The organism is Ktedonobacteraceae bacterium, from assembly GCA_035653615.1.
In the GTDB taxonomy this organism is placed as follows: domain Bacteria; phylum Chloroflexota; class Ktedonobacteria; order Ktedonobacterales; family Ktedonobacteraceae; genus DASRBN01.
Map to the genome: position 1 here is coordinate 81,472 of DASRBN010000001.1, position 24,066 is coordinate 105,537.

At 56.2% G+C, this 24,066-nt stretch carries 26 protein-coding genes; 16 read left to right on the forward strand and 10 right to left on the reverse strand.

Features of this window, described 5'->3' with window-relative positions:
* The first annotated feature begins 31 nt into the window (after positions 1–31).
* Positions 32–1,132, forward strand: a complete 1,101-nt coding sequence (locus VFA09_00380; protein ID HZU65705.1) for an ROK family protein — start codon at positions 32–34, stop codon at positions 1,130–1,132.
* A 16-nt stretch (positions 1,133–1,148) separates the two neighbouring features.
* Positions 1,149–2,312 carry a protein kinase gene (locus VFA09_00385; protein HZU65706.1) on the forward strand — a complete coding sequence of 388 codons (1,164 nt, stop codon included), beginning with the start codon at positions 1,149–1,151 and terminating at the stop codon, positions 2,310–2,312.
* Here the strand turns inward: VFA09_00385 and VFA09_00390 are convergent.
* Positions 2,306–2,635 carry a nucleotide pyrophosphohydrolase gene (locus VFA09_00390; protein ID HZU65707.1) on the reverse strand — a complete coding sequence of 110 codons (330 nt, stop codon included), beginning with the start codon at positions 2,633–2,635 and terminating at the stop codon, positions 2,306–2,308. The two genes, VFA09_00385 and VFA09_00390, sit on opposite strands and share 7 nt — an antisense overlap.
* Before the next feature lie 20 nt (positions 2,636–2,655).
* On the reverse strand, positions 2,656–3,579 hold the full coding sequence (locus VFA09_00395) for an isoaspartyl peptidase/L-asparaginase family protein (GenBank protein HZU65708.1): 924 nt from the start codon (positions 3,577–3,579) through the stop codon (positions 2,656–2,658).
* Between the two features lie 132 nt (positions 3,580–3,711).
* On the opposite strand from VFA09_00395, the gene VFA09_00400 reads away from it, so the two are divergent.
* Entirely contained in the window at positions 3,712–4,731 is a 1,020-nt protein-coding gene (locus VFA09_00400; GenBank protein ID HZU65709.1) for a zinc-ribbon domain-containing protein, read from the forward strand.
* A 6-nt stretch (positions 4,732–4,737) separates the two neighbouring features.
* Here the strand turns inward: VFA09_00400 and VFA09_00405 are convergent, their stop codons facing one another.
* The 4 genes from VFA09_00405 to VFA09_00420 all read right to left on the reverse strand — a co-directional run bounded on the left by VFA09_00405 (position 4,738) and on the right by VFA09_00420 (position 8,195).
* On the reverse strand, positions 4,738–5,079 hold the full coding sequence (locus tag VFA09_00405) for a DUF3592 domain-containing protein (protein HZU65710.1): 342 nt from the start codon (positions 5,077–5,079) through the stop codon (positions 4,738–4,740).
* A 205-nt stretch (positions 5,080–5,284) separates the two neighbouring features.
* Positions 5,285–5,941 (reverse strand): vWA domain-containing protein, encoded by a 657-nt coding sequence (locus VFA09_00410; GenBank protein HZU65711.1) that lies wholly within the window; start codon positions 5,939–5,941, stop codon positions 5,285–5,287.
* A gap of 123 nt (positions 5,942–6,064) precedes the next feature.
* A complete protein-coding gene (locus VFA09_00415) occupies positions 6,065–6,823 on the reverse strand; it encodes a PspA/IM30 family protein (protein HZU65712.1) in 759 nt (252 codons plus the stop codon).
* A 37-nt stretch (positions 6,824–6,860) separates the two neighbouring features.
* Positions 6,861–8,195, reverse strand: a complete 1,335-nt coding sequence (locus tag VFA09_00420) for a hypothetical protein (GenBank protein ID HZU65713.1) — start codon at positions 8,193–8,195, stop codon at positions 6,861–6,863.
* 203 nt (positions 8,196–8,398) lie between these two features.
* Between VFA09_00420 and VFA09_00425 the strand changes: the two genes are divergently transcribed.
* From VFA09_00425 to VFA09_00440, 4 genes are all read left to right on the forward strand, one after another.
* On the forward strand, positions 8,399–9,589 hold the full coding sequence (locus VFA09_00425; GenBank protein ID HZU65714.1) for a CaiB/BaiF CoA-transferase family protein: 1,191 nt from the start codon (positions 8,399–8,401) through the stop codon (positions 9,587–9,589).
* Entirely contained in the window at positions 9,586–10,752 is a 1,167-nt protein-coding gene (locus VFA09_00430) for a M20 family metallopeptidase (GenBank protein HZU65715.1), read from the forward strand. Before VFA09_00425 ends, VFA09_00430 begins: the two co-directional genes overlap by 4 nt.
* A 229-nt stretch (positions 10,753–10,981) precedes the next feature.
* Positions 10,982–11,962, forward strand: coding sequence for a hypothetical protein (locus VFA09_00435; protein ID HZU65716.1), 981 nt, complete (start codon positions 10,982–10,984; stop codon positions 11,960–11,962).
* Positions 11,949–13,145 carry an aminotransferase class I/II-fold pyridoxal phosphate-dependent enzyme gene (locus tag VFA09_00440; GenBank protein ID HZU65717.1) on the forward strand — a complete coding sequence of 399 codons (1,197 nt, stop codon included), beginning with the start codon at positions 11,949–11,951 and terminating at the stop codon, positions 13,143–13,145. The genes VFA09_00435 and VFA09_00440 overlap by 14 nt, the downstream gene beginning before the upstream one ends.
* A 17-nt stretch (positions 13,146–13,162) precedes the next feature.
* On the opposite strand, the gene VFA09_00445 is transcribed toward VFA09_00440, so the two are convergent.
* The gene (locus tag VFA09_00445; GenBank protein HZU65718.1) at positions 13,163–14,056 is read right to left on the reverse strand and encodes a methyltransferase domain-containing protein; all 894 of its coding nucleotides are present in this window, start codon (positions 14,054–14,056) and stop codon (positions 13,163–13,165) included.
* The gene (locus VFA09_00450; GenBank protein ID HZU65719.1) at positions 14,041–15,117 is read right to left on the reverse strand and encodes a WD40 repeat domain-containing protein; all 1,077 of its coding nucleotides are present in this window, start codon (positions 15,115–15,117) and stop codon (positions 14,041–14,043) included. The genes VFA09_00445 and VFA09_00450 overlap by 16 nt, the downstream gene beginning before the upstream one ends.
* A gap of 212 nt (positions 15,118–15,329) precedes the next feature.
* Here VFA09_00450 and VFA09_00455 point away from each other — a divergent pair, with 212 nt between their 5' ends.
* A complete protein-coding gene (locus VFA09_00455) occupies positions 15,330–15,875 on the forward strand; it encodes a PadR family transcriptional regulator (protein HZU65720.1) in 546 nt (181 codons plus the stop codon).
* Positions 15,876–15,974: 99 nt separating this feature from the next.
* Entirely contained in the window at positions 15,975–17,036 is a 1,062-nt protein-coding gene (ccsB, locus tag VFA09_00460; GenBank protein HZU65721.1) for a c-type cytochrome biogenesis protein CcsB, read from the forward strand.
* A gap of 5 nt (positions 17,037–17,041) precedes the next feature.
* On the opposite strand, the gene VFA09_00465 is transcribed toward ccsB, so the two are convergent.
* On the reverse strand, positions 17,042–17,311 hold the full coding sequence (locus VFA09_00465) for a DUF2277 domain-containing protein (protein ID HZU65722.1): 270 nt from the start codon (positions 17,309–17,311) through the stop codon (positions 17,042–17,044).
* 186 nt (positions 17,312–17,497) lie between these two features.
* Positions 17,498–18,202: a hypothetical protein gene (locus tag VFA09_00470; GenBank protein HZU65723.1), complete on the reverse strand. Its 705-nt coding sequence runs from the start codon at positions 18,200–18,202 to the stop codon at positions 17,498–17,500.
* A gap of 338 nt (positions 18,203–18,540) precedes the next feature.
* Here VFA09_00470 and VFA09_00475 point away from each other — a divergent pair, with 338 nt between their 5' ends.
* From VFA09_00475 to VFA09_00505, 7 genes are all read left to right on the forward strand, one after another.
* Positions 18,541–19,719 (forward strand): S53 family peptidase, encoded by a 1,179-nt coding sequence (locus tag VFA09_00475; protein HZU65724.1) that lies wholly within the window; start codon positions 18,541–18,543, stop codon positions 19,717–19,719.
* Between the two features lie 266 nt (positions 19,720–19,985).
* Entirely contained in the window at positions 19,986–20,471 is a 486-nt protein-coding gene (locus tag VFA09_00480) for a hypothetical protein (protein HZU65725.1), read from the forward strand.
* A gap of 67 nt (positions 20,472–20,538) precedes the next feature.
* Complete coding sequence (locus tag VFA09_00485) at positions 20,539–20,985, forward strand: MaoC/PaaZ C-terminal domain-containing protein (protein HZU65726.1); 447 nt, start codon at positions 20,539–20,541, stop codon at positions 20,983–20,985.
* Positions 20,982–22,607, forward strand: coding sequence for a long-chain fatty acid--CoA ligase (locus VFA09_00490; GenBank protein HZU65727.1), 1,626 nt, complete (start codon positions 20,982–20,984; stop codon positions 22,605–22,607). Before VFA09_00485 ends, VFA09_00490 begins: the two co-directional genes overlap by 4 nt.
* A complete protein-coding gene (locus tag VFA09_00495; GenBank protein HZU65728.1) occupies positions 22,597–23,547 on the forward strand; it encodes a ribonucleotide-diphosphate reductase subunit beta in 951 nt (316 codons plus the stop codon). The genes VFA09_00490 and VFA09_00495 overlap by 11 nt, the downstream gene beginning before the upstream one ends.
* A 64-nt stretch (positions 23,548–23,611) precedes the next feature.
* A complete protein-coding gene (locus VFA09_00500) occupies positions 23,612–23,758 on the forward strand; it encodes a hypothetical protein (protein HZU65729.1) in 147 nt (48 codons plus the stop codon).
* 16 nt (positions 23,759–23,774) lie between these two features.
* On the forward strand, positions 23,775–24,053 hold the full coding sequence (locus VFA09_00505) for an Lrp/AsnC ligand binding domain-containing protein (GenBank protein HZU65730.1): 279 nt from the start codon (positions 23,775–23,777) through the stop codon (positions 24,051–24,053).
* Positions 24,054–24,066: the final 13 nt, after the last annotated feature.

The window sequence follows — 24,066 nt, forward strand, 5'->3', positions numbered from 1 at the left end:
TCCAGGTATGGTAAAGATGGAGGTTAGCTTCGTGACTACACAGCAAGGGATGTTCCCACATCTACATGGAACTGTTGCCGGGAATTCTGGCCCTCTATCATCGCCTGCTACCAGGATTACCGGAAAGTTGCTGGCGACGCAGGGATACGTAGTAGGAATAGAGATCAGCGGTAGTGGCTCGCATCAATCACTTGCCCTGGCGGACCTGCAAGGCCAGATATTGCATAAGGTGCGTCTCCCACTCGACTACGTGCCGGATACGCAGACGGTGCTGGACATGATCGATAGCATGTACAACGAGGTAATAACGCCTGAAAAGCTGCAAGAGGGGCGTATCCTGCGTGTGGGTGTGGCCGTCGGCGGCCTGGTGGATGCCTCGCGTGGGATTGTTCGCACGTTGCATCACGCCCATTCGTGGAACGATTTCCCTTTACAGGATTACCTGGAGCAAAAGCTCGACATCCCTTGCATCATCGATAACAATGCCAACGCGGCTGCGCTGGCGGAGACACGAGCTGGCGCGCTGTATGAAGAAGGGGAATCCCCTCGTAAGACCGAACGCATAGTACTTTATGTTGGATTGGGACGCGGTATTGGCGGTGGATTAGTCGTCAACGGCAACATCTATCATGGCGCCACCTGTACAGCCGGGGAAATCGGGCATATGATCGTCAAAGAGAATGGCCCGAAGTGTTCGTGCGGAGGCTACGGCCATCTTGAAGCCATTGCCTCGGCGCAGGCAATTGCGCGCGCAATGATCGGACTTTCCGTTGAGTATCCAGAGACCGAGGCCGCTATCCGGCGTGTCACAGGCTCCAGGGCCGAACGTATTACTGTCGAACAGGTATTTCTCCTGGCAGGCGAGGGTGACAAAGTTGCGCAGCGCATCGTTAATGATGTACATGAGTCTCTGGCAATTGCGCTGGCAAATATCGTTCATTTAATAAACCCGGGTGTTATTATTCTGGGCGGCCAGGTAGCCCAGGCTGGCGATCTCTTGATCACCCCCTTGCAAGCGCGATTAGACGACCTGTGTTTGCCGGCGAGCCAGCCGGTGCGTATTATCCAGGGTACATTGGGTTCCAATGCGAACATTACGGGTGCGGTTATGCTAGCTTTACAAGATATATAGATGTACGAGGCTCATTGTGGAAACCGGACGGGTTATTAGTAGGCGCTATTTGCTGGAACATCCCATTCAGCAGGGGCAGATTTGCGCGGTGTTTTCAGGTATGGACCAGGTATTGCAACGCCGCGTTGCGGTGAAAGTTGTGCCTGCTGCTTACATCCCTACCTACCAGCTCGCTATCAAAATGACAGCCTCTTTCTCGCACCCCAACATTGTGGGCATCTACGACATCGTCCCTGAGTCTGAGGCGTTCTATATTGTGCAGGAATATGTAACGGGCGAGGATTTTCCCGCGTTATTGAGAGCACAACTTTCGCCTTACGAGGTCGCGGACCTCGGCTGTCAAATTTGCAAGGCGCTGATCTATGCAGCCAGCCCGTCGCGCCATACCTGTCATGGCGATCTCACACCCGGCGCAATTATGCGCGAGCGCAGCGGCCTCGTCCGCGTGAACAACTTTGCGCTGCCGAGCGACCTTAGCTACTTCGAAAGCTGGTCTCCTGTGGGCGGAAGTGGGGTAGCGATCTCAGACCGGGACCAGTCATGGGGGCAGCTGACCGAAGGACGCCGCGACGATGATACGCGCGCGGTTGGATTATTGCTTTACCAACTGCTCACTTCGCGACCGGCCGGGGCCACGACAGTCGAGCCGCCGCCGGATGGAGGTTTGCGTTTCGCGCGCGGTAACCCGCCAGAATTATGTGAAACCGTCGCGCGCGCAGTGGTACGCCTGCACCCACAACACATCAGCACTCCTGAAGCACTCTATGAAAACCTGAAGATACTCGCGGACCGTTTTGAGCCGCCGATTCTCGCTCCGGCACATATCAATAGCACCTATGCCCATGAGGAGCCGCTTGTCGCGGGTTATCACGCACCCGCGAACCCTGGCATTGCTCCCCGGCTCGCAACAAGAGATACCGAACAACCGGTACAGGGACTTTCAAGCCATCACCCGGAACAACAAAGTATCAAACTCCCTGCTCCGCCCGCGCTCGCTGCCTCACCAACGGTCGCTGACTTCTCGCATAACCCACAACTCGCGCATCAAGCGGCCTACCCGGAACTCGTTGTCAAAAAGAAAGGTGCTTCACCGGCGCTCTTGATCCTGGTGATGGGGCTGGTCGCATTCGCGCTGTTCTTCCTGGTCGGTTACTTCGCGGGACAATTCTTCTTTCATTGATTCTGGTCGGATGTCCAGCGTTGTGCATCGCGACGACGATATTTCGCCATCACTTCAGTGAACGCGCTATCGAGGTCGACGCCTACAGAATTTGCCAGCGAAGCTACGATATAGAGGATATCGCCCAGTTCAGCACTCAGGTTGCTTTCGTCCTCAACGGCCTTTTTTGGTTTTTCACCGTAGCGGTGATTGATCTCACGCGCCAGTTCGCCCACCTCCTCGGCGAGCCGCGCCAGGCTTGAGAGCGGGTGCCAATAATGGCTGTGCCACTCTTCTTTGACAAGATGATCTACTTCTTGCTGAACCTCTACGAGCGTGCGCACGCGATAACTCCTCTCTTTCCTCATATACCTGCGACAGGCTCTTCCAGGCCCTCGACCATATAGGCATGCGACATATTGCGCGAGTTCCAGGCGAAGCCCAGATTGCCTAGCCGGTCCACGATGATCAAGCCTCCCCTGCCGGTAGCTTTCTCGCCCAGCACCGCGATGGCAGCTTCTGCCGCTTCGCGCGCAGTAGCGCCGCGCGCGACAAAATCGGCGGCCCGTTTCGCGAGCAGCAGGCGCACAAAATCTTCACCATCGCCCGTACAGGATATCGCGGCCTGCTCATCAGCATAGAAACCACAGCCCACCAGCGGCGAATCGCCTACGCGGCCAGGGTATTTATTAAAAATGCCACCGGTCGAGGTTGCCGCCGCCAGCCTGCCTGACATGTCGAGCGCTACCGCCCCGACTGTGCCATGTTTCTCTTCCTGGTGCGTTATCGATCCCACCTCACGCCGGTGATAGCGTGGCTCCTGGCCTCCACGAGCTTCTTGCTGCGATTTCCAGATCTGGAATTGGCGTTCTGTCAGCAAATCTTCGAATGCACACTGCGATATTCCGTGCTCGCGCGCAAATTCTATAGCTCCCTTGCCCACCAGCAAAACATGCGGACTCTCAAGCACTTTGCGCGCCAGGCGAATAGGATTTTTGATCAGTTCGACACCGGCAATAGCCCCGACCGCCAGTGCCTGACCATCCATTATACCGGCATCCAGTTCGATATTTCCCTCGGTATTCAAGCAGGCGCCCGTGCCCGCGTTAAAATCGGGGTTATCTTCGAGGGCGCGTACCGCCGCTTCCACAGCATCCAGCGCCGTGCCGCCAGATTGCAAAATACGCCATCCTACACGTGCCGCCTCTTTACATCCGGCCTGAAGAATCTCTACGCGCTCGGGCGCGGCAGTACCGGCACCGCCATGAACAAGAATTGCGATTGGCATACGTCTATTATCTCCTCTTTTTTTCAAGTGTTTTGCAGCAATTGTATCACGAATTTCGCGCAAATTGCCCTATTGTATACGCTCGCGGTTTGTGGTACTCTCTGGAAAAATTTACCGGCAGGAGAAAGTCATATGCAACGTTGTCAATTTTGTGGAGCAGAGTTATCAGATGATGCGCGTTTTTGTGGAAATTGCGGGCGCTCGCCGGCACCCGCGAACTCGCCCGGCGTCTCAATGGCGCAAGGAGCACCGCAGGCGAGTGGTCTGGGGCGTGCAAATCCAACATCACCTTTTCCAGCACCGGCATCGTCCCAACCATCTTCACCCTCATCACAATTTCAAACGCCCTTTCCACAGGCCCCACAGTTCCGGCCATCACCGCAGTCGCCAGCGCAGGACGCTCAGCCGCCATTTCCGGCTCAATTCCAGTCGTCGCCTCAACAGCCCCAACAATCTCCCCAGCAGTTCCGGCAGTTTCCGCAGCCTGGAACTCCTCCCCCATTCTCGCCGGCGCAGCCGCAACAGTTCCAGCAGTCCCCTCAACCTGGGACACCCTCACAATTTCCACAGCAGGCCAGCAGACCCTCCAGGGGCGCCATTCCTCCCTGGCTGCTGATAGCTATCGTGGCCATTATTGTAATCGCGATTGGTGGGGGCGCATTTGCCTTGCTGCACCATAGCACCTCTCCCTCGTCTCAATCGAATTCTTCAGGCGCTTCGTCCAACCCGGCGACGAAATTCACACCCGTTTCGTCCTGCATAGCCAATGCCAGCCATTCAGCCAATCTCACCTTCTCTGGCGCAGTGAGCGGAAATATGGTGATCTCATCGTTTATGGGCTGCGGTCCTCTCACCTACCAGGGCCAGCAGGGCTACGTGGGCAATGCCAGCGGCTCCATCGGCCATGCAAACTACAACTTTCTATTCGCGGCGCTTGGCTATACGGGTCCCGGCACGTATACCTTTCCTAAGGTTGCAACGACATTAGATCAGCAGGGAGGCAACACGCCGAAGAGCTGGGTAATTGATCCAACTGCCAGCAACACGATCACCATTAATAGCGATGGGAAGTCAGGCACGTTAAGTCTTCACCTGATCGATCCCACAGATATCGCCGCTAAAGTCGGCGTAACCGGCAGTTGGTCAAGCTAAGAGGAATCAAAGGTCCATAGCAAACCGTTCTGGATGGTTGGGGTCAATCAGAACTGGAACCAGGCTTCCTTTTTCGTAATTTGGAACCCGGTCTATCATCCATGTCCAGAAGGTGTAGGTTTTGCCGGTTCTGGGATGAGTCCACGTGGCCGTGACATAGTAATTATCCCGTGTAAAACCGGCTGAGGTTTTTCCCATTTCATGTCGTATTGATGTCACCATCGCAACAATGCGTCTTCCATGATGCTTCAACCACTGCATTTGATGTATTTGATAGGCGACAAACGCGATTATGAGGGCCATAGTTCCGGCTGTTAAGCTCACAGCCGTCAATAGTGATGTATTCATGGCCATTTTCCCTTTTTCACTCGAGAAGAAAAACGACTTAACTACCTAATTTCAGTATGATGGTTATATTATACGGTTTTAATTGTAACCTGTCAAGTCATATTTGCCGGTTACTTAAGTGTTTTAAACATTGCGCACGGCCCGGAAGCCGATTTCAGGCTGTTTCCGGGCCGTGCAGTCTTGTGTGTGAGACGGAAGATTGCTGCTATTCGATCATATGGAAGAGCGCGTTAGCAATCTTTTCGGGGTCGGTCTCGCCCCCAAATGACATCACCTTGACGTGCGCATTTTGCGCCTCGACCTGCTGGTAGGCTCGCAGCGCCCGGTCGTGTTCGGGTCCATAGCCAATAATCGCCAGCACCACGTACATGCTCCCTGCTGCTCGTGCCACCGTACTCTGGAAGGTATCGGTATCGTCAGCCTCACCATCGGTGATAACGAGGGCTAACAGGAGCGGGCGTTCTGCCGCCGGTTCCGACCCGAATTCATCGGTATAGGTCTTGAGCAACTGGTTGAAGCCCGGCATGATGCGTGTTCCACCGGCCCAGCGAATCTGGCTCCACTTCTGCTGCAAGTTATTGGGATTCAGATCACCGATATCGAATGCCCGTCCATCGGCGAACGTGACGGTGCGCAGGCCGCCGCCTTCTTCCTCCTTCGCGGCCTGGCTATCGGCCGCGGCCAGGCGAGCCACGATAATACTGATTGCCTCTCGGATGGTATCTTTGCGTGGCGTCGGATCGTTCTCTGAAGTACCGTAATTCATAGAACCCGTCGTGTCGAGCAGGAGCATTGGCTCCTTCTCTTGCTCGGTTGGGGCGGGCTGATTTGAGGCTGAATTCGGGCCGCTATTCGTATACATATGCAATTTCTCCTTTTGTCACTTCAGTTTGATGTTATTCTATACCATGCACTACAAACAACATGTACAGGGGCATGGTTTCCCTGTACATCTAGACGATGAGAAATCCGCGAAGCTGGAAGATCATTCTCCCTTCGAGGATGATTCTGTCAAAAGCCCCTGTTGAGCAGATGGCCCTCCGATTTGCTGGCGCATGGCGGCCAGTTCCGCTTCGACGTTGTGCTGAGAAGAGATTTGCGCCAGCTGGTGATCGAGGTCGGTTGAGCTACCGCCGCCAAGCAAGCCCTGATCGCCAAGCGCGCCGGAATCCAGCAGCGCATCGATGGCATCGGCGCGTGATTGCATCTGTAAGACATGCTCCTGGGCGCGCTGCATGGCTAGATTCATCTCGGCAGATTCTTTCGATATGCCAGTCGCGACCTCACTGATATGGACAGAGGCTTTTGCCGCCTGGTACTGAGCCTCGACCATCTCTTTCTGAGTGCCAAAATTCGAGACTCTCTGTTCCGCTTGCTGCACAAGTTGCTCGATTTTTTGGTGTTGCGCCTGGAGTTGCGCAAGTTGCTGCTTGTATCCGTCAACCTGGGCAGACAACGCCTCCTTACGCTGGAGTGCCAGGCGGGCCAGGTCTTCACGTCCTTGCTGCATGGCCTGCTGGGCCTGCTGTTGCAGGCGATTCTGTTGCGCCTCAACCTGTGCTTCAAGCAACTCGATATGCTTCTCGTTCTGCACGATGGTTACAAGTCCCTGGCGCAACTGCTGGAGCTGCTCCAATTGTTTGGTGTAGCTGTAATTGAACACCTCGGCCGGGTCTTCAGCCTTTTGCAAAGCATTTTCAGCCTTCATCCCGGTTACAAATTTCAAATGATCAAACAAACCCATTTGGAACTGTCCTTTCTTCTCTGAATATTTACTGGTTTTATCTATTGGTATCCTGCTGTTCTCCGCAAACCTCGGAGAGCAGGTCCAGTACGCTACTTTCCGTGGTTGGTTCGTTCGGAGGCTGTTTGTGGTCTTCTAAGGGAGACCTTTTCTGCGCAGGCAGGTTAGATGTATTCTGGATGGTATCAGGCCCGGATATTACCTGGCTTAGCAGGTCGGGAGCGTCAGGAACAGGTGGCGCTGGCGTCTCCTGAACTGCGCCTGGCGTGGCAATCACCTGATTCAACATATTTGAAACATCAGGGGCCGGTTGTGCTTGCGCGCTCCTGCCTGCCTCAGATTCGGTTACAATCTGGTTCAGCATTTGTGATACATTGGGCGACGGCTGCTCAGGTGGTCTCTGAGGCACAGCTGGCTCGGCAATCACCGCATTAAACAGATCAGCTACATCCGGTTCGGGCGGTGCAGGTGCTGGCGCAGGAGACACCTGCGGTGTGGGTGAATCAGGCGGTGCGGGTGTTCTCCTGATTGGTTCCTGGTAGAAATCTTGTTTGTCGTAATTTTGCTGCCTGTAACTTTCTGCTTGGGGAACCTTGTAAGCTGGCCGCGCATGTAATGCCGGGTTCGCGACCAGCTGGCTTATCTTGAAAAAGCTTTCCATTGCCTCCCAGAGGAATCCCTCGGCTTTATCACTCAGCTCATCCGTAACCTGCCCCTGGCTGATCTGCCCTACCATATCGATGCCGGTGCGCAGGTGGAAGTCTCCGAGTCGTAATTCGCCTTTCATCTGCTCAAGATGTGCCGAGATCGCGGGTGGCACGGGCAATTTGGCCGCATCCAGCGCAAGTTCATATTTCGCCAGCAATCCGGCGGCCCAGTCTCGCATTTCCTGAGCCGCCCCGATGATTCCCTGCAAGTGTGGAAGTGGAAATCGCTCGCTCGCGCCCCGGACATGCGGACCGAATGGAAGCGGCAAGGAGTAGGAGAGAGGAATGTAGTCAGGATTCGACGATGCTTTAATGGCCTCCTCAAGGTATGGCTCGATATGTTCGCACAGTGCCAATGCCTGATCGTAACTCACACGGGGCAAATAGTTCGTAGCGCCAGCGTTCGCCGTGGCATAGGCTTTCAGCAATTCCTGCACAAATACGATGTTTGTACGGCAGGCGCGCACGAATGCCAGCGCATACCCCATCCTGGCATAGGCATCCCATGGCGCCATTCCCTGCATGATAAGCGTATCTACTTCGTCGTCGATCTGCTGCCAGACCTCTTCGATCTGGCTTGCCGAGCGTAAATATCCCTGTATCGTGGCATCGCTCACCTCACCATAGATATTGCTCGCGATGAATCTCTGCAGCCATTGGCCCATATCTCGCTCGATTCTCCTTTTCATCGCACTTTTTGGTCTCTTTCTCACTGCCCAACGGTAAACGTGGCAGACCTGGATTTTTGAGAGATAAAAATCCGCCCGTTGACAACCCCTATCTTTGCCTGTTACCCTATCATACAACAGACAATGGTTTTTAGCGGCACCTGTGCAGGATACCGTGACCCCTCTTGAAGGAGATGTGCATGAGCCAGCCTCTCAATGGAATTCGTGTTCTCGACCTCTCGCGCCTGCTCCCTGGCGCCTATGCATCGCAGATGCTGGCGGATTTCGGCGCCGACGTCATCAAAGTCGAGGAGCCGGGCAGCGGCGATTATGGACGTTTTATGCCACCCCATGGTGCGGGCGGCATGAGCCTGTACTACCTGGCCATCAACCGTAATAAACGCAGTATCACCCTCAATCTCAAATCGGCTGAGGGACGCGAGATATTCCTGCGCCTGGTGCGCGACGCCGATGTGCTGCTGGAAAGCTTCCGTCCCGGTGTGCTGGAACGCCTGGGCCTGAGCTACGAACAACTTCAGGAAGTGAAACCGGGCCTGATCTACTGCGCCATCAGCGGCTACGGGCAGGATGGCCCCTATCGCCTGCGCGCCGGACACGACCTGAACTATGCTGGCTATGCCGGCCTGCTCCACTACAATCGCGCGCCCAATGGCGAACCTGTCATGCCTGCTACACAGTTCGGCGACCTGGCCGGAGGGAGTTTTATGGCCGTTATCGGCATTTTGACCGCGCTGCTGGGCCGCAATCAGACGGGCGAGGGACGCATGATCGATGTCTCCATGACCGAGGGCGTCATGGCGCTGCTGCCACTCTTTGCCACTGCCTATTTAAATACCGGGGAGGCTCCCTATCCAGGGCGGTCCGCGCTTGATGGCGGACTTCCTTGCTACAATATCTATGAAACGGCGGATGGCAAGCACGTTACGCTGGCCGCGCTCGAATATAAATTCTGGCATACCTTCTGCACCCGTGTTGGACACCTGGAATTGCTGCCGTTTCACACCCCTGCCGGTCCCGGCGAGCGCGAGCAGGCCATGGACATGCTGCGCGCCATCTTCAAGACTAAAACACGCGACGAATGGATCGCGGAACTGGCCGATATCGATGCCTGTGTTGGTCCCGTCTACAGCATCGACGAGGCGCTCAACGACCCGCATGCCCAGGCGCGCGGCACCAGCGTCACTGGCGCAAAACTGCCCGAAACAGGCGAAACGTTCCGCACGCTACCAACGTTTCCCCGCGTATCTGGTGTCGCGGACGAGCAACGTTACCCGCCACCCGGGTTGGGCGAGCATACCAACGAGTTGTTGCATGAAGCCGGTTACAGCGATGAAGAGATCGCGCAATTTCGAGCGGCAGGAGTGATATGAGCAAACACCGCGACATCGAACAGGCCGAGCGCACGATGGTGCCTTACCTCGACGACCTGAAAACCATCGTCAATATCGACTCCGGCACCTATACTAAGTCCGGCATAGATCGCGTCGCATCGTACTTACAGGAGCGTTTCTCGGCCTTCGGCTTCTCAACGCACATCGAGAAGCAGCAAGAATACGGAAACCACCTCATCGCCACCCATACCGGTAAGGCGCCGCATGGTCCGCGCATCCTGCTGATCGGGCATATCGATACCGTCTTCGCCGAAGGTGAGGCCGAGCGCCGCCCTTTTACCATCATGCAGCGCGACGGGAAACGCATCGCTACAGGTCCGGGGGTCCTCGATATGAAATCGGGCGTCCTGATCGGTATGTACGGGCTGCATCTCTTGATAGATGCGCAGGAGGACAACTATTCCAGCGTGACCTTCCTCTGTAATAGCGACGAAGAGATCGGCTCGCCGAGCAGCCGGCCAATCGTGCAGGAACTGGCGCGGCAATCCGACGCCGTCTTAGTGCTGGAGCCGGGACGCGCGGAAGGAACCGTTGTTTCTTCGCGCAAAGGCTGCGGCCAGTACCGTGTAGAGGTGCATGGTCTATCCGCCCACGCGGGCGTCGAACCTGAAAAGGGGCGCAATGCCATCCTGGAGCTTTCTTACCAGGTGCAAAAGATGCAGGCGCTCAACGGCACCATTCCGGGAGCCACGCTCAGCGTGGGCATCATTCGCGGCGGCGAGCGCACCAACGTCGTACCGGACTACGCCTATTTTGATATGGACGTGCGCGTAAGCGACCAGGCCGGTCTCGAAGCGTTGGAAGCAGCCATGCGCAACGTAACGAAGCAAAACGTGCTGCAAGGCACGCGCATCACGCTCAGCGGCAGCGTCCTGGTTCCCCCGTTTGAGCGCAATACAGCCAACGCCCGGCTCGTCGAACTGGTCAAGGAGGCCGGTCGCGAACTCGGCCTGAAGATACAGGACGTGGGCAGCGGAGGCGCATCGGATGCCAACACCTCCGCCGCACTGGGCATACCAACGCTGGATGGCTTAGGCGCCGGTGGCGGCCTCGCGCACAATCCCGGCGAATATATCGAGCTGGATTATTTGCCGAAGCGTATTGCATTGCTGGCAGGACTGGTGAAGAAGATCGGCGCGTAAAATCGTGTTCTGGCCCGGTGATTCCCAAAAGAAGCCATAGAAATTTGGCCAGGGATTCTTCGCTGCGCTCAGAATGACAGGCCCCCGCAGACAGCCGGCTGTCTGCGGGGGCCTGTCATTCTGAGCGCAGCGAAGAATCCCTGGCGCGAAGTCGTCGATTCGCCCTGAGCACTCGACAGGCCGTTTCCGATATGCTACACTTGAGAAAAAGGGCAGGAGGAAACTCAATGTGGCCGGGCAATACGATGATAACGTCAAAAAGTTGATCGAGGCGAACCCACAAGATTTTGTGGCGCTGGCAGTCAAAGGAGGACAATTCGAGGCGATACTCGATAAAGAACTGAAGACTACCCATATCTTTGCTGACGCTTTGCTCAAGGTGAGACAAAATGGGAAACCCATGCTGGTGCATTTTGAATTCCAGAGCGGCGAGGATCCTCATATGCCGGAGCGACTCCTGGAATACAATACGCTAGCATCGCGGGAACACGATTACTGGCCGGTCTCGTCATGCGTCATTTACTTGAGGAAGGTAAACAATTCGCCAACCTCACCTTTTATTCGCAAGTTACCGGACAGCGAAGAGGTGGTAATCTTCCACTTTAAGAGTATAGAACTGGCGAAAATATCAGCAGATGAATTTCTGCAATCGGGTGGGATTGGCCTCTCACCACTTGTGACGCTGACGCAGGGTGGGACAGAACATAACGTAGTCAGAAAGATGATTGCGGGGCTTCAGTCCTCTGGAAAAACAAATCTACTCGTGATCGCATCGGCAATTGCGTCACTAGCCTTTGAAGGTAAAAGTGTAGCCGAGCAGGAATGGCTGGAAAGGACATTCGCAATGCTAAACGACACACTACGCAGTACAAAATTCTATCAAAAAATTTTGAAGGAGGGCCGTGAAGAGGGCCGTGAAGAGGGTCGCGAAGAGGGTCGTGAAGAGGGTCGCGAAGAGGGTCGCGAAGAGGAGCGCCGGCGAGAGCTTCAATTGCAACGAGATGCGCTGGTAGATATTGTTCGTGACCGCTTCCCGGACCTGGTTCGCCTGTTCAAGAAGCAGGCAGTAACCATCGAAGATCCGGTACTTCTGATGCACCTGATTGTTAAAATAAGCACTGCGCAAACCGCTGAAGAGGCAGAGCAGCAACTATTCGCCATTCTGCGGCAAGATAGTGAACACGAAGACGAGCGACGTGAACTACGGTAAGCAGCACATCCACGACCTGCCGATCAACGACATCACCACGCTTGGCCTCTATGCACAGCAGGTGCAGCGAGAGGCGGAGGCGCGCGGAGAAGTATTGCCGCCGGCCGTGCGGTTGCAAATAGGGGAGCCAAGTTTCCGCACGCCGGAGCATATTCGCCAGGCTGCCATCGAATCCATCAACAACGAGCCAATCACTTATGGCCCACCTGTTGGCTGGCCCTGGCTGCGCGAATTGATCGCCGCCAAGATTGCGCGCGTCGATGGTTATGAAGTCGGCCCGCAAAATGTCGCCATCGCCCTGGGCGGTACGGGCGCGATTATGACGACGCTGCTCGCGACGGTGGGCGTGGGCGACGAAGTGCTTATTCCAGACCCGCACTGGCCGCACTATAGCATCCAGCTCGCTACCTGCGGCGCCACCGCCGTTTCATATCCGCTCGACTCTCATAGTGAATGGCTGCCGGATATCGCGCGCCTGGAGCAACTCGTCACACCTCGCACGCGCATGCTGATCATCAACAGTCCCGGCAATCCCACCGGCGCGGTATTTCCTCGCCAGGTCATCGCCGGCCTGCTCGACTTTGCCCGCCGCCATGACCTCTACCTGCTCTCAGACGAAAGCTACGACGAAATTATCTTCGAGGGGCAGCATACCAGCCCGGCATCGCTGATGTCACGCGACGAGTTTGAATCCGGGCGCGTTATCTGCGTCTACACTTTTTCCAAATCCTACTCCATGACCGGCTGGCGCATCGGCTACATCGCAGCCGGTTCGGAACTGATCAAGACCATCTCCTATGTGCTTGACGGCAGCTACACCAATGTCAGCACGATTGTGCAGCGAGCGGCAGCCGCGGCCTTAAGCGGCCCGCAAGACTGCGTTGCCGGGATGCGTGATGCCTATCACCGCCGTCGTGACCTGGTAGTGCGCCTGCTCAAAGAGCATGGTCGCTATCTCTACACTCCTCACGGCGCATTTTACGCCCTGATCGATGTCACGAATCGCGGCCAGAAGCCAGGAAGGCAATTTGCGCTTGATCTCTTGCGCGAGCGCAACGTCGCCGTGGCTGCCGGAAGCAACTTCGGCTCGGTAGCGGAAAATTATGTGCGTATCTCGATGGCCGCTTCAGAAGAGGAGATCGAGCGCGGCGTGCGCGAGATTTGCGAGTTCGCGGACCGCTGAGGAATAGGACAAAATCCTTATTTATATGCCACGACTCCGAACGCCTCCGGCCTGCGCGTGACACGCGCAAAACCGGCCTCCTGCAGGCGTCGCAGCGCGCCTTTCGTCACGCCCCCGCTGGCCTTGCTGTTGGGATCGCCGATATAGTGAAACAGGCGGCCACCGCGTTTGAGAACGCGGTAGAGCTGGCGGTAAAACGCGCCCGAATAGAGATCGCCCGCCAGGCTGAACGTGGGCGGGTCGTGAATAATGCGCGCAAAACTCTCATCCTCGAATGCCTGTACGACTTCGTAGGCATCGCCTATGATCTGCTCGATCTTAGGATTATCGAACAGGGCCTGAGACCAGGGATTGAGCCGTGCAATCTCCTGCGCCCCAGGATCAAGCTCTATCGTCACCACCTGCTCAGCAGTTTTAGCCGCCTCGATGGCCGTGTAACCGAGGCCCGTCGCCGTATCCAGCACGCGCCCCACTACAGGCGTAATGCTGGCAATCTTCCTCGAGGTATCCTGCATCGGGTCGATATCCTTGATGCGGTGCATGACAAACCCGGCGATCAGCATGCTGGGCGCGCCTTTTGTCGGCATCAGGCCGCACACGCGGTTCGTGTACTCCGAGAATACCTGTATGCTTTTGACCGCATCCTCCTCGACCAGGAAGCAGTTGACCTCCGATTTACGAATCTTCTCCAGATTTTGCCAGCTCACCCTCTCGCCGCCGGGAAACACGACACCTTCAGGGGTAAGCGCTACCATCACCCTCGAAAGCCCTAAATCGGGCGAGATTTCGGCTGCATCCAGCCCTTTTTGCCGCGCCATGAAGAGCGGCTCAACCTGGATATAGGATAAAATGATGCGTGTCATTTTTGTGAAGTATTCGCCTTTCGTCACATCCATCACATCGCCGCCCACACCTGCACCGTATTATCGCTTCCCCCCGACGCAATGCGTTTGCCGTCCGGCGACCACGCTACGGCGTCTACGGATGCCCCTGATGTGAAATGGCCCCAGTAGTAGTCGGCGTGGCCGCGATAGATGTAGGCGTGGTTGCCTGTGAGCGCGTCCCAGACCTGCACGGTGCCATCGGAGCTGGCGGAGGCGATACGCTTGCCGTCCGGTGACCAGGCTACGGCAAGTACGTCGGCGGTGTGGCCGGTGTAGTTGAAGACGTTATTTCCGCTGGTCATATCCCATAGCTCGACGGTAGTGTTGGAACTGCCCACAGCCAGGTATCTGCCGTCCGGTGACCATGCCAGGGCATGCACAATGCCGCCCTGGTGGCCGAGATAGCCCAGCACCCTTGCTGTTGTCGCATCCAGCAGCATTACATCACCATTTCCGCCCACCGCGATGCGTTTGCCGTCCGGCGACCATGCCACAGCGTTAAAGGGCGCTGCCTGGCCCCTGCCGTTAGATTGATTGCTGTAACTGGCAACATTTTTCCCTGTCAGCGCGTCCCAGACCTGCACGGTGCCATCGTTGCTGGCCGAGGCAATGCGCCTGCCATCCGGCGACCACACAACGTCATAAACCGCGTCGGTGTGCCCGTGATATGTAGAGACATGGGCGCCTGTGGTAGCGTTCCAGACCTGCACGGTTGTATCAAGCCCGCCGGAAGCGATGTATTGCCCATCGGGCGACCATGCCATGGTTAGCACATCCCCGGAATGACCGCGATAGGTCAGGACATGCCCACCGTTGGAGGCATCCCAGACCTGCACGGTGCCATCGCCGCTCGCCGACGCGATGCGCTTGCCGTCCGGTGACCAGCCCACGGCACTGACGTAATTGGAATGGCCATTGTAGGTGAAGTGGTTGGGAGCCGTCACAAAGTGCTGTACAAAAGTAACATCATTGCCAACATTGGTAAATAGCAGCAGGATAAGGATCAATACAATTACGATGCCCAGGATGATAAAGGGGCGTTTTGAACGCTCGGGCCGCGGTGTTAGAGGCTTGTCAAGTATTGACATAGTTGTTCCTCTTATCTATGCATGTTTGTATCTGCTCTGGTGTCTATTTTATCACTTCTGTTCTAATCATTTTAGTCCGTTACGAGCATTGTAAGCTTTACAAGAAAGCTGCCAGTTCTTTCCTCTGGATAACCCTCACTCCCTTGCCCCGCATCCCAAAGTACACTATAATAACGCTGTCGTGATGTTCCGATGATGTGTGAGAGAAACGTATGCAAATCAGCGAACCCGCGGAATATGCCATCCTGGGGCTGCTTGAAGGGCAACCGATGCATGGCTACGAGATGTTCCAGCAATTCCAGACCGGTACCCTGCGCCAGATCGTTCACCTGGAAATGAGCCAGATGTACGCCTTCCTGAAGAAACTCGAACAACTCAAATATATTGAGGCGGACCTGGAAGCGCAGGGCGCTCGACCGCCGCGCAAGGTCTTCCACCTGACAGGCGCGGGCCGCGAGACCTTTTTTGACTGGCTCAGCAAACCGGTCGAGCGCCCGCGCGAGATTCGCATCGTCTTTCTCATCAAACTCTATTTCACGCAGCGTATTCGCCCGGACCAGATTACGCGGCTCATCGACGATGAAGTGCTGGCCTGCCAGAAATTCCTGGACTATCTTGAGGCGCAGCGGCTCCCCGACGCCCGGACCAGCGACACCGCCTTCTTCGACCATGTCGTCCTGCGCAGCCGCATTCACCAGACGCGCGCCGTCCTGGACTGGCTCCATGAACTGCAAAGCGAGTTCGCCGGCATCTATTGATTTTTGTTTGACGCTCTTCCTTAGCTATGCTACTATCTATTTGAGGATAATCATTGACCAGTTATATGATCATTTACCACCCTACAATAGAGGTTCATCATGCTACTTTTATTTATAGCCGCAACCACATCGCCTGGAACACAGGAGCTTGGTAGCCTGTCTAACTATTTGTTCACATCAGCGGTCGTCATGCTCGTCGTCATGACGCTGGCCTACCTGTGGTACACGCTTGGCTCGGCCCGCTTCGCGAAGGAACTGGCAGTCGAGGGCGCGCAGGCCAGGAGCGCTAGCAAGGCCAGAGCCGGTAAAGCGGCGCTTGCCGGGGGTGGCGTCACGACGCTGGTGCGCAGCGATGTCGTCCTGCATGAGCAGCCGGACGGCGAGCAGCCCATCGCGCTCAACCGCGGCCTGATTGCCATCGGACGCATCGGTACCATCGTGGGATGGATGGCCGTCTTCATGCTGTTCCTGTCATTGCTCTTCCGCACTATTGTGGAGCAGCACGCACCATGGAGCAACCTGTACGAGTTCAGTCTGAGCTTCACCACGGCCCTGCTGCTCTGCTACCTGATCTTCGAGGCGCGTTTCCACGAACGCGTGCGTGCCTGGGGCCTCTACGTCTGCGTCCTGGCAGTTGTCACGCTCGGCATAGCCATCTATCTCGGCATTACTTATAACATGATCAGCGACTCGTCGCAGCTGATCCCCGCGCTGCAAGACCAGCCCATCCTGACCGTTCATGTTTCGATGGCTATTTTCGCCTACGCGCTCTTCAGCGTGGCATTTGGCGCGGGCCTCATCATCCTGGTACAGGGCGGCGAAGGACAACGTTTCACGTGGCTTCCATCGGCAGAGGCCGCCGACGAGCTGGGATACAAAGCCGTCATCGTCGGTTTCCCATTATTGGCCCTCACCCTCATTCTTGGCGCGTACTGGGCAAACTACGCCTGGGGACATTACTGGAGCTGGGATCCGAAAGAGACGTCGGCCCTCATCACCTGGCTGATCTACGCCGTCTACCTGCACGCGCGCGGCATCCGCAACTGGCGCGGCAAACGCGCCGGCTGGCTTCTGACCATCGGTTTCATCGCGACGCTGTTCACCTATTATGGCGTGAGCTTCTTTGTGCCCAGCCTACATAGCTACGCGACACCGAAATAAAGACGTTACTGCGAAAATCTGCGCGCAGATCGCGCTTTCGCTTTGACGGCCTCTTCTTCCCGATCCTTCGGTGGCGCATTTGTCTGAAGCGAGGCGAGAAGCTCTCTGGAAGCTGCCTCTATCGTATCGACGGCGGCAAAGAACGCGGCTTCATTGGCCTGCGAGGGCTTGTTGAAGCCGCTTATTTTGCGCACATATTGTAACGCGGCTGCCCGTATCTCTTCCCCGGTCACGGGCGGCTCGAAGTTGTAGAGCGTCTTGATGTTTCTACACATATCTTTCTACGTCTCCGTTTGGCATAGCATACTTCTGGTCATATAGCTCTTACGGCCAGGGAACAGCAAAAAAACCTTCTTCTACCCTATTCTTTCTTTATTCGCAGAAAAGGAACAGTAGTATCTTTGCTAAGAACTACTGCCGCGTTTCCATTTTCACAAACGCAATCACCGACTGCGTTCGTATTAGTCGCGCAGGGACAACTTGTACAATGGATTATACCGCTTATCGCAGCTGCTGCATGAGACTGCCTGCGAGTAACGGCGCGCGCGTGGATATTGTTTGCCGCAGTTGGGGCATTCGTACAGGTAGCGGATAGGACGGCGCTGGCGGCGCAACTGTTCGCGGCGGGCGCTCTCCTCATGCAGCAGGTGACGCAGTTCCTCCAGGCTGTAGCCGGTAACAGCCGCCTCGTCATCGGCAATCGCATCATAGCCGTGATGCTGATGGCGGCGCGGTGTTCCATTCACGCGGTCCGCCAAGTGAATAAGCTCGTGCGCTACCGTGACCTCGATTGACTTTGGCTGCATATCCGGCTCGATGAAGATCAGGTGCCGGTGACCTCGCGCCTGCCGTTGCTGTTGCGCGTCGCTAAAACCCGGCAGCACCGGCGCGGGCGAAGTGAGCTTGCCCGGACGAGCGCGCCTGCTAGAGGGAGCCGGAAGATAACAATAGCAGCCCAATGCCATAATGTTGAGCCGCTTCCCCGTCCAGCGCATAAACTCCTGGCGATCTTGAGTAATCGCCAGGCGGCTCAATTCCTGAGCCGGAAGCTGCAATCTCGGCCAGTAATGATTCAACCAGCGTTCGATACTGGGACTACCGTGTATAATGGGGCCTGCTTGCACAGGAGGAGGCGCAGGCGCATTCATTCTACGCACGGCTACCATAACCGCTTTTTACTCCTAACCAGGAAAAGGAATTACGCAAAAGTTCCAAACGCTGGCAGTATATCAGGCAGAAACGGTAAAGGCAAGAGCAAAAGGTAAAATTTTGGTATTGACATGCCGCTGCTCAGCAGTTTATACTGATCATAGAAACGTTGAGTTTCACCCCAACATATGGCTTACTATCGCCAGCCATATGCCACTATGCCAACATAGACGCATACAGGGGGTATGCGTGGTGCCGACCTTTTCTGCATGTCGCTACAACATTGCGCAAGCGCAGATGCTGTTCCCCGTGCTGACCGGTCTATGTAGCATTATTTATTTTAGAGGAGATTTCATTGAAGAAACTCGCCTGTACCCTCTCTTTTATTGCTCTGTGGGCGCTCGTCTCCCTCGGCGCAACGCCCGGAGCTCTCGCGAAAAGCTCTGCCCCGGCCGCAACGCCCTACGTGCATGTATGCGCGTCCGCTCCACTCGACTATGCCAGCTGCATGGCCATCCTGGCGGTGAACTCGCAGTTCCGCCCGGACTCAGGCCCGGCCGGCTATCATCCCGCCGATCTGCAATCGGCCTACAATCTGCCCTCCGCTTCGCAGGGCAACGGCCAGACCGTCGCCATCGTTGATGCTTTCGACGACCCGAATGCCGAAGCCGACCTGGGCGTCTATCGTTCAACGTTTGGTCTACCCGCCTGCACCACCGGCAACGGCTGCTTCAAAAAGGTGAACCAGCAGGGCCAGCAGGGCAACTACCCGACCCCCAATGCCGGCTGGGCCGCGGAAATCTCGCTCGACCTCGACATGGTCAGCGCCATCTGCCCGAACTGCCATATTCTGCTGGTCGAAGCCGACAACAACCACTTCAGGAACCTTGGCAAGTCGGTTAATGAGGCCGTAAAGCTGGGAGCCAACGCGGTCAGCAACAGCTACAGCGGCAACGAGGCCAAAAAGGAAATCAAGATTCAGGCCAACGACTACAATCATCCCGGCGTTGCCATCACCGCCAGCTCTGGCGACAGTGGGTATGGCACAGGCGCCCCGGCCGTCTTCAATACGTTGACTGCCATCGGCGGAACTCATCTGACCAGGGGCGGCGGCAGCCGTGGCTGGTCAGAGACGGCATGGAGTGGTTCGGGTAGCGGATGCAGTAAATACATCTCCAAGCCCAGCTGGCAGACAGACCCGGACTGCAGCAACAGGACAGTTTCTGATGTATCAGCCGATGCCGATCCCGCGACCGGCGTTTCTGTCTACGATACCTTCCAGGCACCCGGCTGGCAGGTCTATGGTGGCACCAGCGTCTCCTCGCCGATTATTGCCAGCGTCTACGCGCTCGCCGGCAACGAGGGCAGCATCAACTACGGTTCATATCCCTACCTGAACTACAATTACAGCACCAATATGAACGACGTAACGTCAGGCAGCAACGGCAACTGCGGCAACTACATCTGCAACGCCGGCCCTGGCTATGATGGCCCTACCGGACTTGGCACGCCAGAAGGGACAGGAGCTTTCTAGTTCTTTCGTTCATATTCCTCGCCAGTTTAAATCACCGGGGTCCTGGAGCAATCCAGGACCCTTTTTCATAAGGGCTCATATGTAGACCTCTCAGCAAAAAAGTCAGCTTGACACCACTCACATCTGAGCGTAAGATGAAGCCACATACATACAAGGCGTTTGAAGAAAACCTGCCTTGTAATGCGAGCCTGCAACGTGCTTCGCACTACACTACGTGTCAGCAGGTTCGATACGTAGTACCTTCGTATCTCCAGAAGGAGTTCTTTATGTCGTTTCAAGTCTGTATCAAAACAGATAAGTCCCTGCAACAACTCGCCACCGAGATACGCGACCTCTTCTCCCTACCCCCGTTCCGGCAAAACGCTTTTTCCGGTGAGCCTTACTGCCAGTTCGAAATGTTGGGTATGCTTATTCTCATCCATCGAGCCGATGAGGAGGACCGCGACCCGGAAGTGATGGATTACCCCTATTGCTTCGACCTGCAGTTATCGTTTGCCGATCATGAGTTAGATACCGATTCGATGGAGTACCAGCTCCAGCCCTATTACGCTCAATTGCTCAGCTTCCAGCTTGGCCTTGAAACTGCCTATCATGAGAAGCAGAAGGCCGAGCGAGGCTATAAGATACGCTATCGTTTCTGTTATAAAAACCCCGCGTGGAATGCAAATATTTTATACGGCGAGCCGGGTTGGGAACCTGCCGTCCGCGAGCAGTCTCCCAGCCCCTGGCGCTCTATGCGCCCGGTTTTTTAGCCCGCCCTTGTAGATTATTCAGAATAATGCTACTCTTAGAAGAAGATTTTTTGGAGGTAACTTTTCCATGAGCATTGTCGACGCAGCAGTTGGAGACACGCTTTCACCGCTGGTCAAGCCGCCGATCACATTGGAGCAACTCCAGCGCTATGCGGAAGCGTCGGGCGACCATAATCCTATCCATATCGATGAGGAGGCTGCGCACCGCGTCGGGTTGGACAGCATCATCGCTCACGGCATGCTCAGTATGGCCTTTCTCGGTCAATTCGTGATGCAGCAGATCGCCGGGATCGAGCATGCGGAATTTTCACAACTGAAAGTGCGCTTCGTCAACATGGTGCGCCTGGGCGATACGCTCACCTGCCTGGGTGTGGTCAAGGCCCGCGAGTCTAATGGTACGCGAGATGCTATTACCCTGGAATGCTGGGCACAGAACCAGAAAGGCGAGAAAGTCACCACCGGGGAAGCGGTCGTCTTTGTTCCATTGCTGCAAAGAAACGAGGTTGGCGCATGACAGGCGAGAAACGCATAACAGACCTGCAGGATATCCAGGTGCTGTACGATCTTGCCATCTACAATTATGAACATTTCGGCATCTACAAGATGCTGATTTACGAAGACGCGCAGCACGAAGAGGTACGCGAGTATACAAATCTGGAGGTTGCGCGAGAGGCTACGCAGCTTGCCGCCGGTCTGCGGGCGCTTGGCATCCAGAAAGGCGACCGCGTCATCGTAATGATGATCAATTCGCCGGAGGTCATCATTGCGTACCAGGCGATTGCGCGGGCCGGAGCTATCATCGTTCCCGTCCTTCCCCTGCTCAAGGGACCCGAAGTGCGCTACATCGCCGAAAACTCTGCTGCTAAAGCCATTATTACCAGCGCGATCCTGCTGCCCCTCCTGCAAAATGCCCTCGCGGAGGTATCCACGATGGAACATATCATTGCGACGGGTATTGAGGCACGGGACGCGGAAGCCGATCAATCGGCGGTGGGCGCGGTAAACCGGCCCCTACGGGCTTATCGTGATGTTTTGGCGATGGGAACAGCATACGCGGATCGTTTTCTTGAGGATCTCGAGGGCGTCTCGCTTTCGCCTGGTGATACATCTGTCACCATTTATACCTCTGGCACGACCGGGCGGCCCAAGGGTGTGATGCTTTCGCATCGCAACCTGGTCTCCAACGCGCTCAGTGGGCTTGGCACAGATAGGGCGGAACGCCGGGGGCAGCACCAGCTGACCGTTTTGCCCCTGGCGCATAGCTATGGCCTGCTGGTCTCGAATGTCAGCTATTTAAGCGGCGCTACAATCGTGATGCACCCGCGCTTTGACACCGGCGCCGTGCTTGCGGCCATCGAACGCTACCGCATTCGGGGTTTCGCGGGCGTACCGGCCATGTACGTGGCCCTGCTCTATGCGCCGGATGCTGACAAATATGATACCAGCAGCCTGGAGGATTGCGTCTGCGGTTCGGCTCCGCTGCCCGTCGCGGTTCTGGAGGCTTTCGAGCAAAAATATGGCTGTCGCATCCTCGAGGGCTATGGCCTGACCGAGGCGAGTACCGTACTCACCGGCCATGGTGTGGATATGGTGCGCAAGCCCGGCTCCGTCGGCAAGCCGGTTGAGGGCGTCGAACTCATGATTGTGGATGACAATGACCAGCCCGTGCCTACAGGCGAAGTGGGCGAGATTGTCGCGCGCGGGCCTAATATCATGCAGGGCTACTACAACATGCCTGAGGAGACGCGGGTGGCCCTGCGCAACGGCTGGCTGCATACGGGGGATATGGGACGACTCGACGAAGACGGCTACCTGTACATCGTCGAACGCAAAAAAGACCTGATCATTCGCGGTGGATTCAATATCTACCCGCGTGACGTTGAAGAGGTACTCAACCGCCATCCGGCAGTGATCGAATCGGCGGTCATCGGCATCCCGTCCGAGCGTATGGGCGAGGAGGTCAAGGCCTTCGTCGTGACTCGCGAAGAGGTCGATGCAGAGACCCTCAAAGCCTTTTGTCGCGAATCGCTGGCGAACTACAAAACACCCAGCGAGATCGAATTTGTACGCGCGTTGCCGCGCAACCTGGTTGGCAAGATCGACAAGAAAGAACTGAGGAGAGGCCATGTCCATTGAAATGTCGCTGGAAAACGCTTCGTTGACACAGTTGCAGCAGACTCCTATTGATAGCGTTTTGCATATTATTGACGAGGGGCTGGTTCATTTGCCCACCTATCGCGAACTCTACTATCGCTGGGAGCGCCAGCAATGGCGTGCCCAGGATATTGATTTCAGCGAGGACCGCGAGCAGTGGGCGAATATGTCCGAGGATGAACGCATGATGCGCATCTATGGACTATCGGCCTTCTTCCAGGGCGAGGCCTGCGTCACCGACACACTCAGTCCTTATGTCTTCGCCATGCCGGACGAGGAGATGCGCATCTTCCTGACCACGCAGCTGGTCGACGAGGCCAGGCACACCGTCTTCTTCGCCCGTTTTTTCCGGGATGTGATGGGCATCGAAAAGCCCAACATGGAAGAAATGCTCGCCTTCGCGCGCCAGTACATGAACACCGGGCTGAAATTTATCCTGATCGAGTCGCTTTCAGAAGTAGCAGATCGCATCCGGCGCGAGCCTGGCAACCTCGCGCACCTGGTCGAGGGTATCACGCTCTATCACGTGATCGTCGAGGGCACGATGGCGCTGGCGGGACAGCGCGGCATCCTGGAAGCCTACCGCCAGTTCAACCTCTTCCCGGCTTTCCGCGGCGGCTTCACGGCGGTCGCACGCGACGAATCGCGGCACGTCGTCTTCGGCGTCAAATTCTTGCGCGAGATGATCCAGCAGGACAAGGCCAATGCTCAAGTCGTGCATGACGCGCTCAAAAAATACGCGCAAACGGCCATCGAAGCCATTACGCCCGCTCCCGAGCAAATCAAGAATATGCTTGCACAGGGCATGGATCCCTGGGTCACGCCGCGCTACGCCCAGGATTCGCTGCGTAAGAAATTGAAGGTGATCGGCCTGGAGATGGAGCTGCCGGCAGTCCCACCCCCACCGATCCTCGGAGTATAACTATAACGTGTTTGAGTGAGTCAGGCCAGAGACGTGGGGCCGATCAATCGGCGGTGGGCGCGGTATGCCTGTCCCCCAGACAGGACTGCCCGGCCCCTACGGCACAGCCGTGGGGGATGCATTGCCCGGCGGAGCCGTAGGCCCCGATTTATCGCGGGCACCGCCGATTGATCGGCTCCTGGGGTTGGACGATCACTTCATCAACCAATAACATAAGGAGCCAGATTATGGTATCTGCTGTCGTCCTCATCAATGTCCAGCGCGGGCAGGTGAACGAAACGGCCCAGAGCCTTTTAGAGATCGATGGCGTGGCGGAGGTCTACTCGGTCACGGGCGAGTACGATCTGGTCGCTCTGCTGCGACTGCAACACTACGAAGACCTGGCCGAGGTCGTCACCACCCGCATGGTCAAAATTCCGGCCATCACGAAGACGAATACGCTGATGGCTTTCCAGTGTTATTCGCGGGCGGATTTGCAGCAGGCATGGGATATCGGAATTGAGTGAGTGAAACGGAGTT

What these genes read in the sequence shown, in the direction of transcription:
- VFA09_00415 (HZU65712.1), bottom strand. Translation starts at nt 6,823, where the DNA reads ATGGGTTTGTTTGATCATTTGAAATTTGTAACCGGGATGAAGGCTGAA.
- VFA09_00480 (HZU65725.1), top strand. Translation starts at nt 19,986, where the DNA reads ATGTCGTTTCAAGTCTGTATCAAAACAGATAAGTCCCTGCAACAACTC.
- VFA09_00455 (HZU65720.1), top strand. Translation starts at nt 15,330, where the DNA reads ATGCAAATCAGCGAACCCGCGGAATATGCCATCCTGGGGCTGCTTGAA.
- VFA09_00490 (HZU65727.1), top strand. Translation starts at nt 20,982, where the DNA reads ATGACAGGCGAGAAACGCATAACAGACCTGCAGGATATCCAGGTGCTG.
- VFA09_00500 (HZU65729.1), top strand. Translation starts at nt 23,612, where the DNA reads ATGCCTGTCCCCCAGACAGGACTGCCCGGCCCCTACGGCACAGCCGTG.
- VFA09_00485 (HZU65726.1), top strand. Translation starts at nt 20,539, where the DNA reads ATGAGCATTGTCGACGCAGCAGTTGGAGACACGCTTTCACCGCTGGTC.
- VFA09_00420 (HZU65713.1), bottom strand. Translation starts at nt 8,195, where the DNA reads ATGGGCCAATGGCTGCAGAGATTCATCGCGAGCAATATCTATGGTGAG.
- VFA09_00495 (HZU65728.1), top strand. Translation starts at nt 22,597, where the DNA reads ATGTCCATTGAAATGTCGCTGGAAAACGCTTCGTTGACACAGTTGCAG.
- VFA09_00425 (HZU65714.1), top strand. Translation starts at nt 8,399, where the DNA reads ATGAGCCAGCCTCTCAATGGAATTCGTGTTCTCGACCTCTCGCGCCTG.
- VFA09_00430 (HZU65715.1), top strand. Translation starts at nt 9,586, where the DNA reads ATGAGCAAACACCGCGACATCGAACAGGCCGAGCGCACGATGGTGCCT.
- VFA09_00450 (HZU65719.1), bottom strand. Translation starts at nt 15,117, where the DNA reads ATGTCAATACTTGACAAGCCTCTAACACCGCGGCCCGAGCGTTCAAAA.
- VFA09_00465 (HZU65722.1), bottom strand. Translation starts at nt 17,311, where the DNA reads ATGTGTAGAAACATCAAGACGCTCTACAACTTCGAGCCGCCCGTGACC.
- ccsB (HZU65721.1), top strand. Translation starts at nt 15,975, where the DNA reads ATGCTACTTTTATTTATAGCCGCAACCACATCGCCTGGAACACAGGAG.
- VFA09_00505 (HZU65730.1), top strand. Translation starts at nt 23,775, where the DNA reads ATGGTATCTGCTGTCGTCCTCATCAATGTCCAGCGCGGGCAGGTGAAC.
- VFA09_00410 (HZU65711.1), bottom strand. Translation starts at nt 5,941, where the DNA reads ATGTATACGAATAGCGGCCCGAATTCAGCCTCAAATCAGCCCGCCCCA.
- VFA09_00400 (HZU65709.1), top strand. Translation starts at nt 3,712, where the DNA reads ATGCAACGTTGTCAATTTTGTGGAGCAGAGTTATCAGATGATGCGCGT.
- VFA09_00405 (HZU65710.1), bottom strand. Translation starts at nt 5,079, where the DNA reads ATGAATACATCACTATTGACGGCTGTGAGCTTAACAGCCGGAACTATG.
- VFA09_00470 (HZU65723.1), bottom strand. Translation starts at nt 18,202, where the DNA reads ATGGTAGCCGTGCGTAGAATGAATGCGCCTGCGCCTCCTCCTGTGCAA.
- VFA09_00395 (HZU65708.1), bottom strand. Translation starts at nt 3,579, where the DNA reads ATGCCAATCGCAATTCTTGTTCATGGCGGTGCCGGTACTGCCGCGCCC.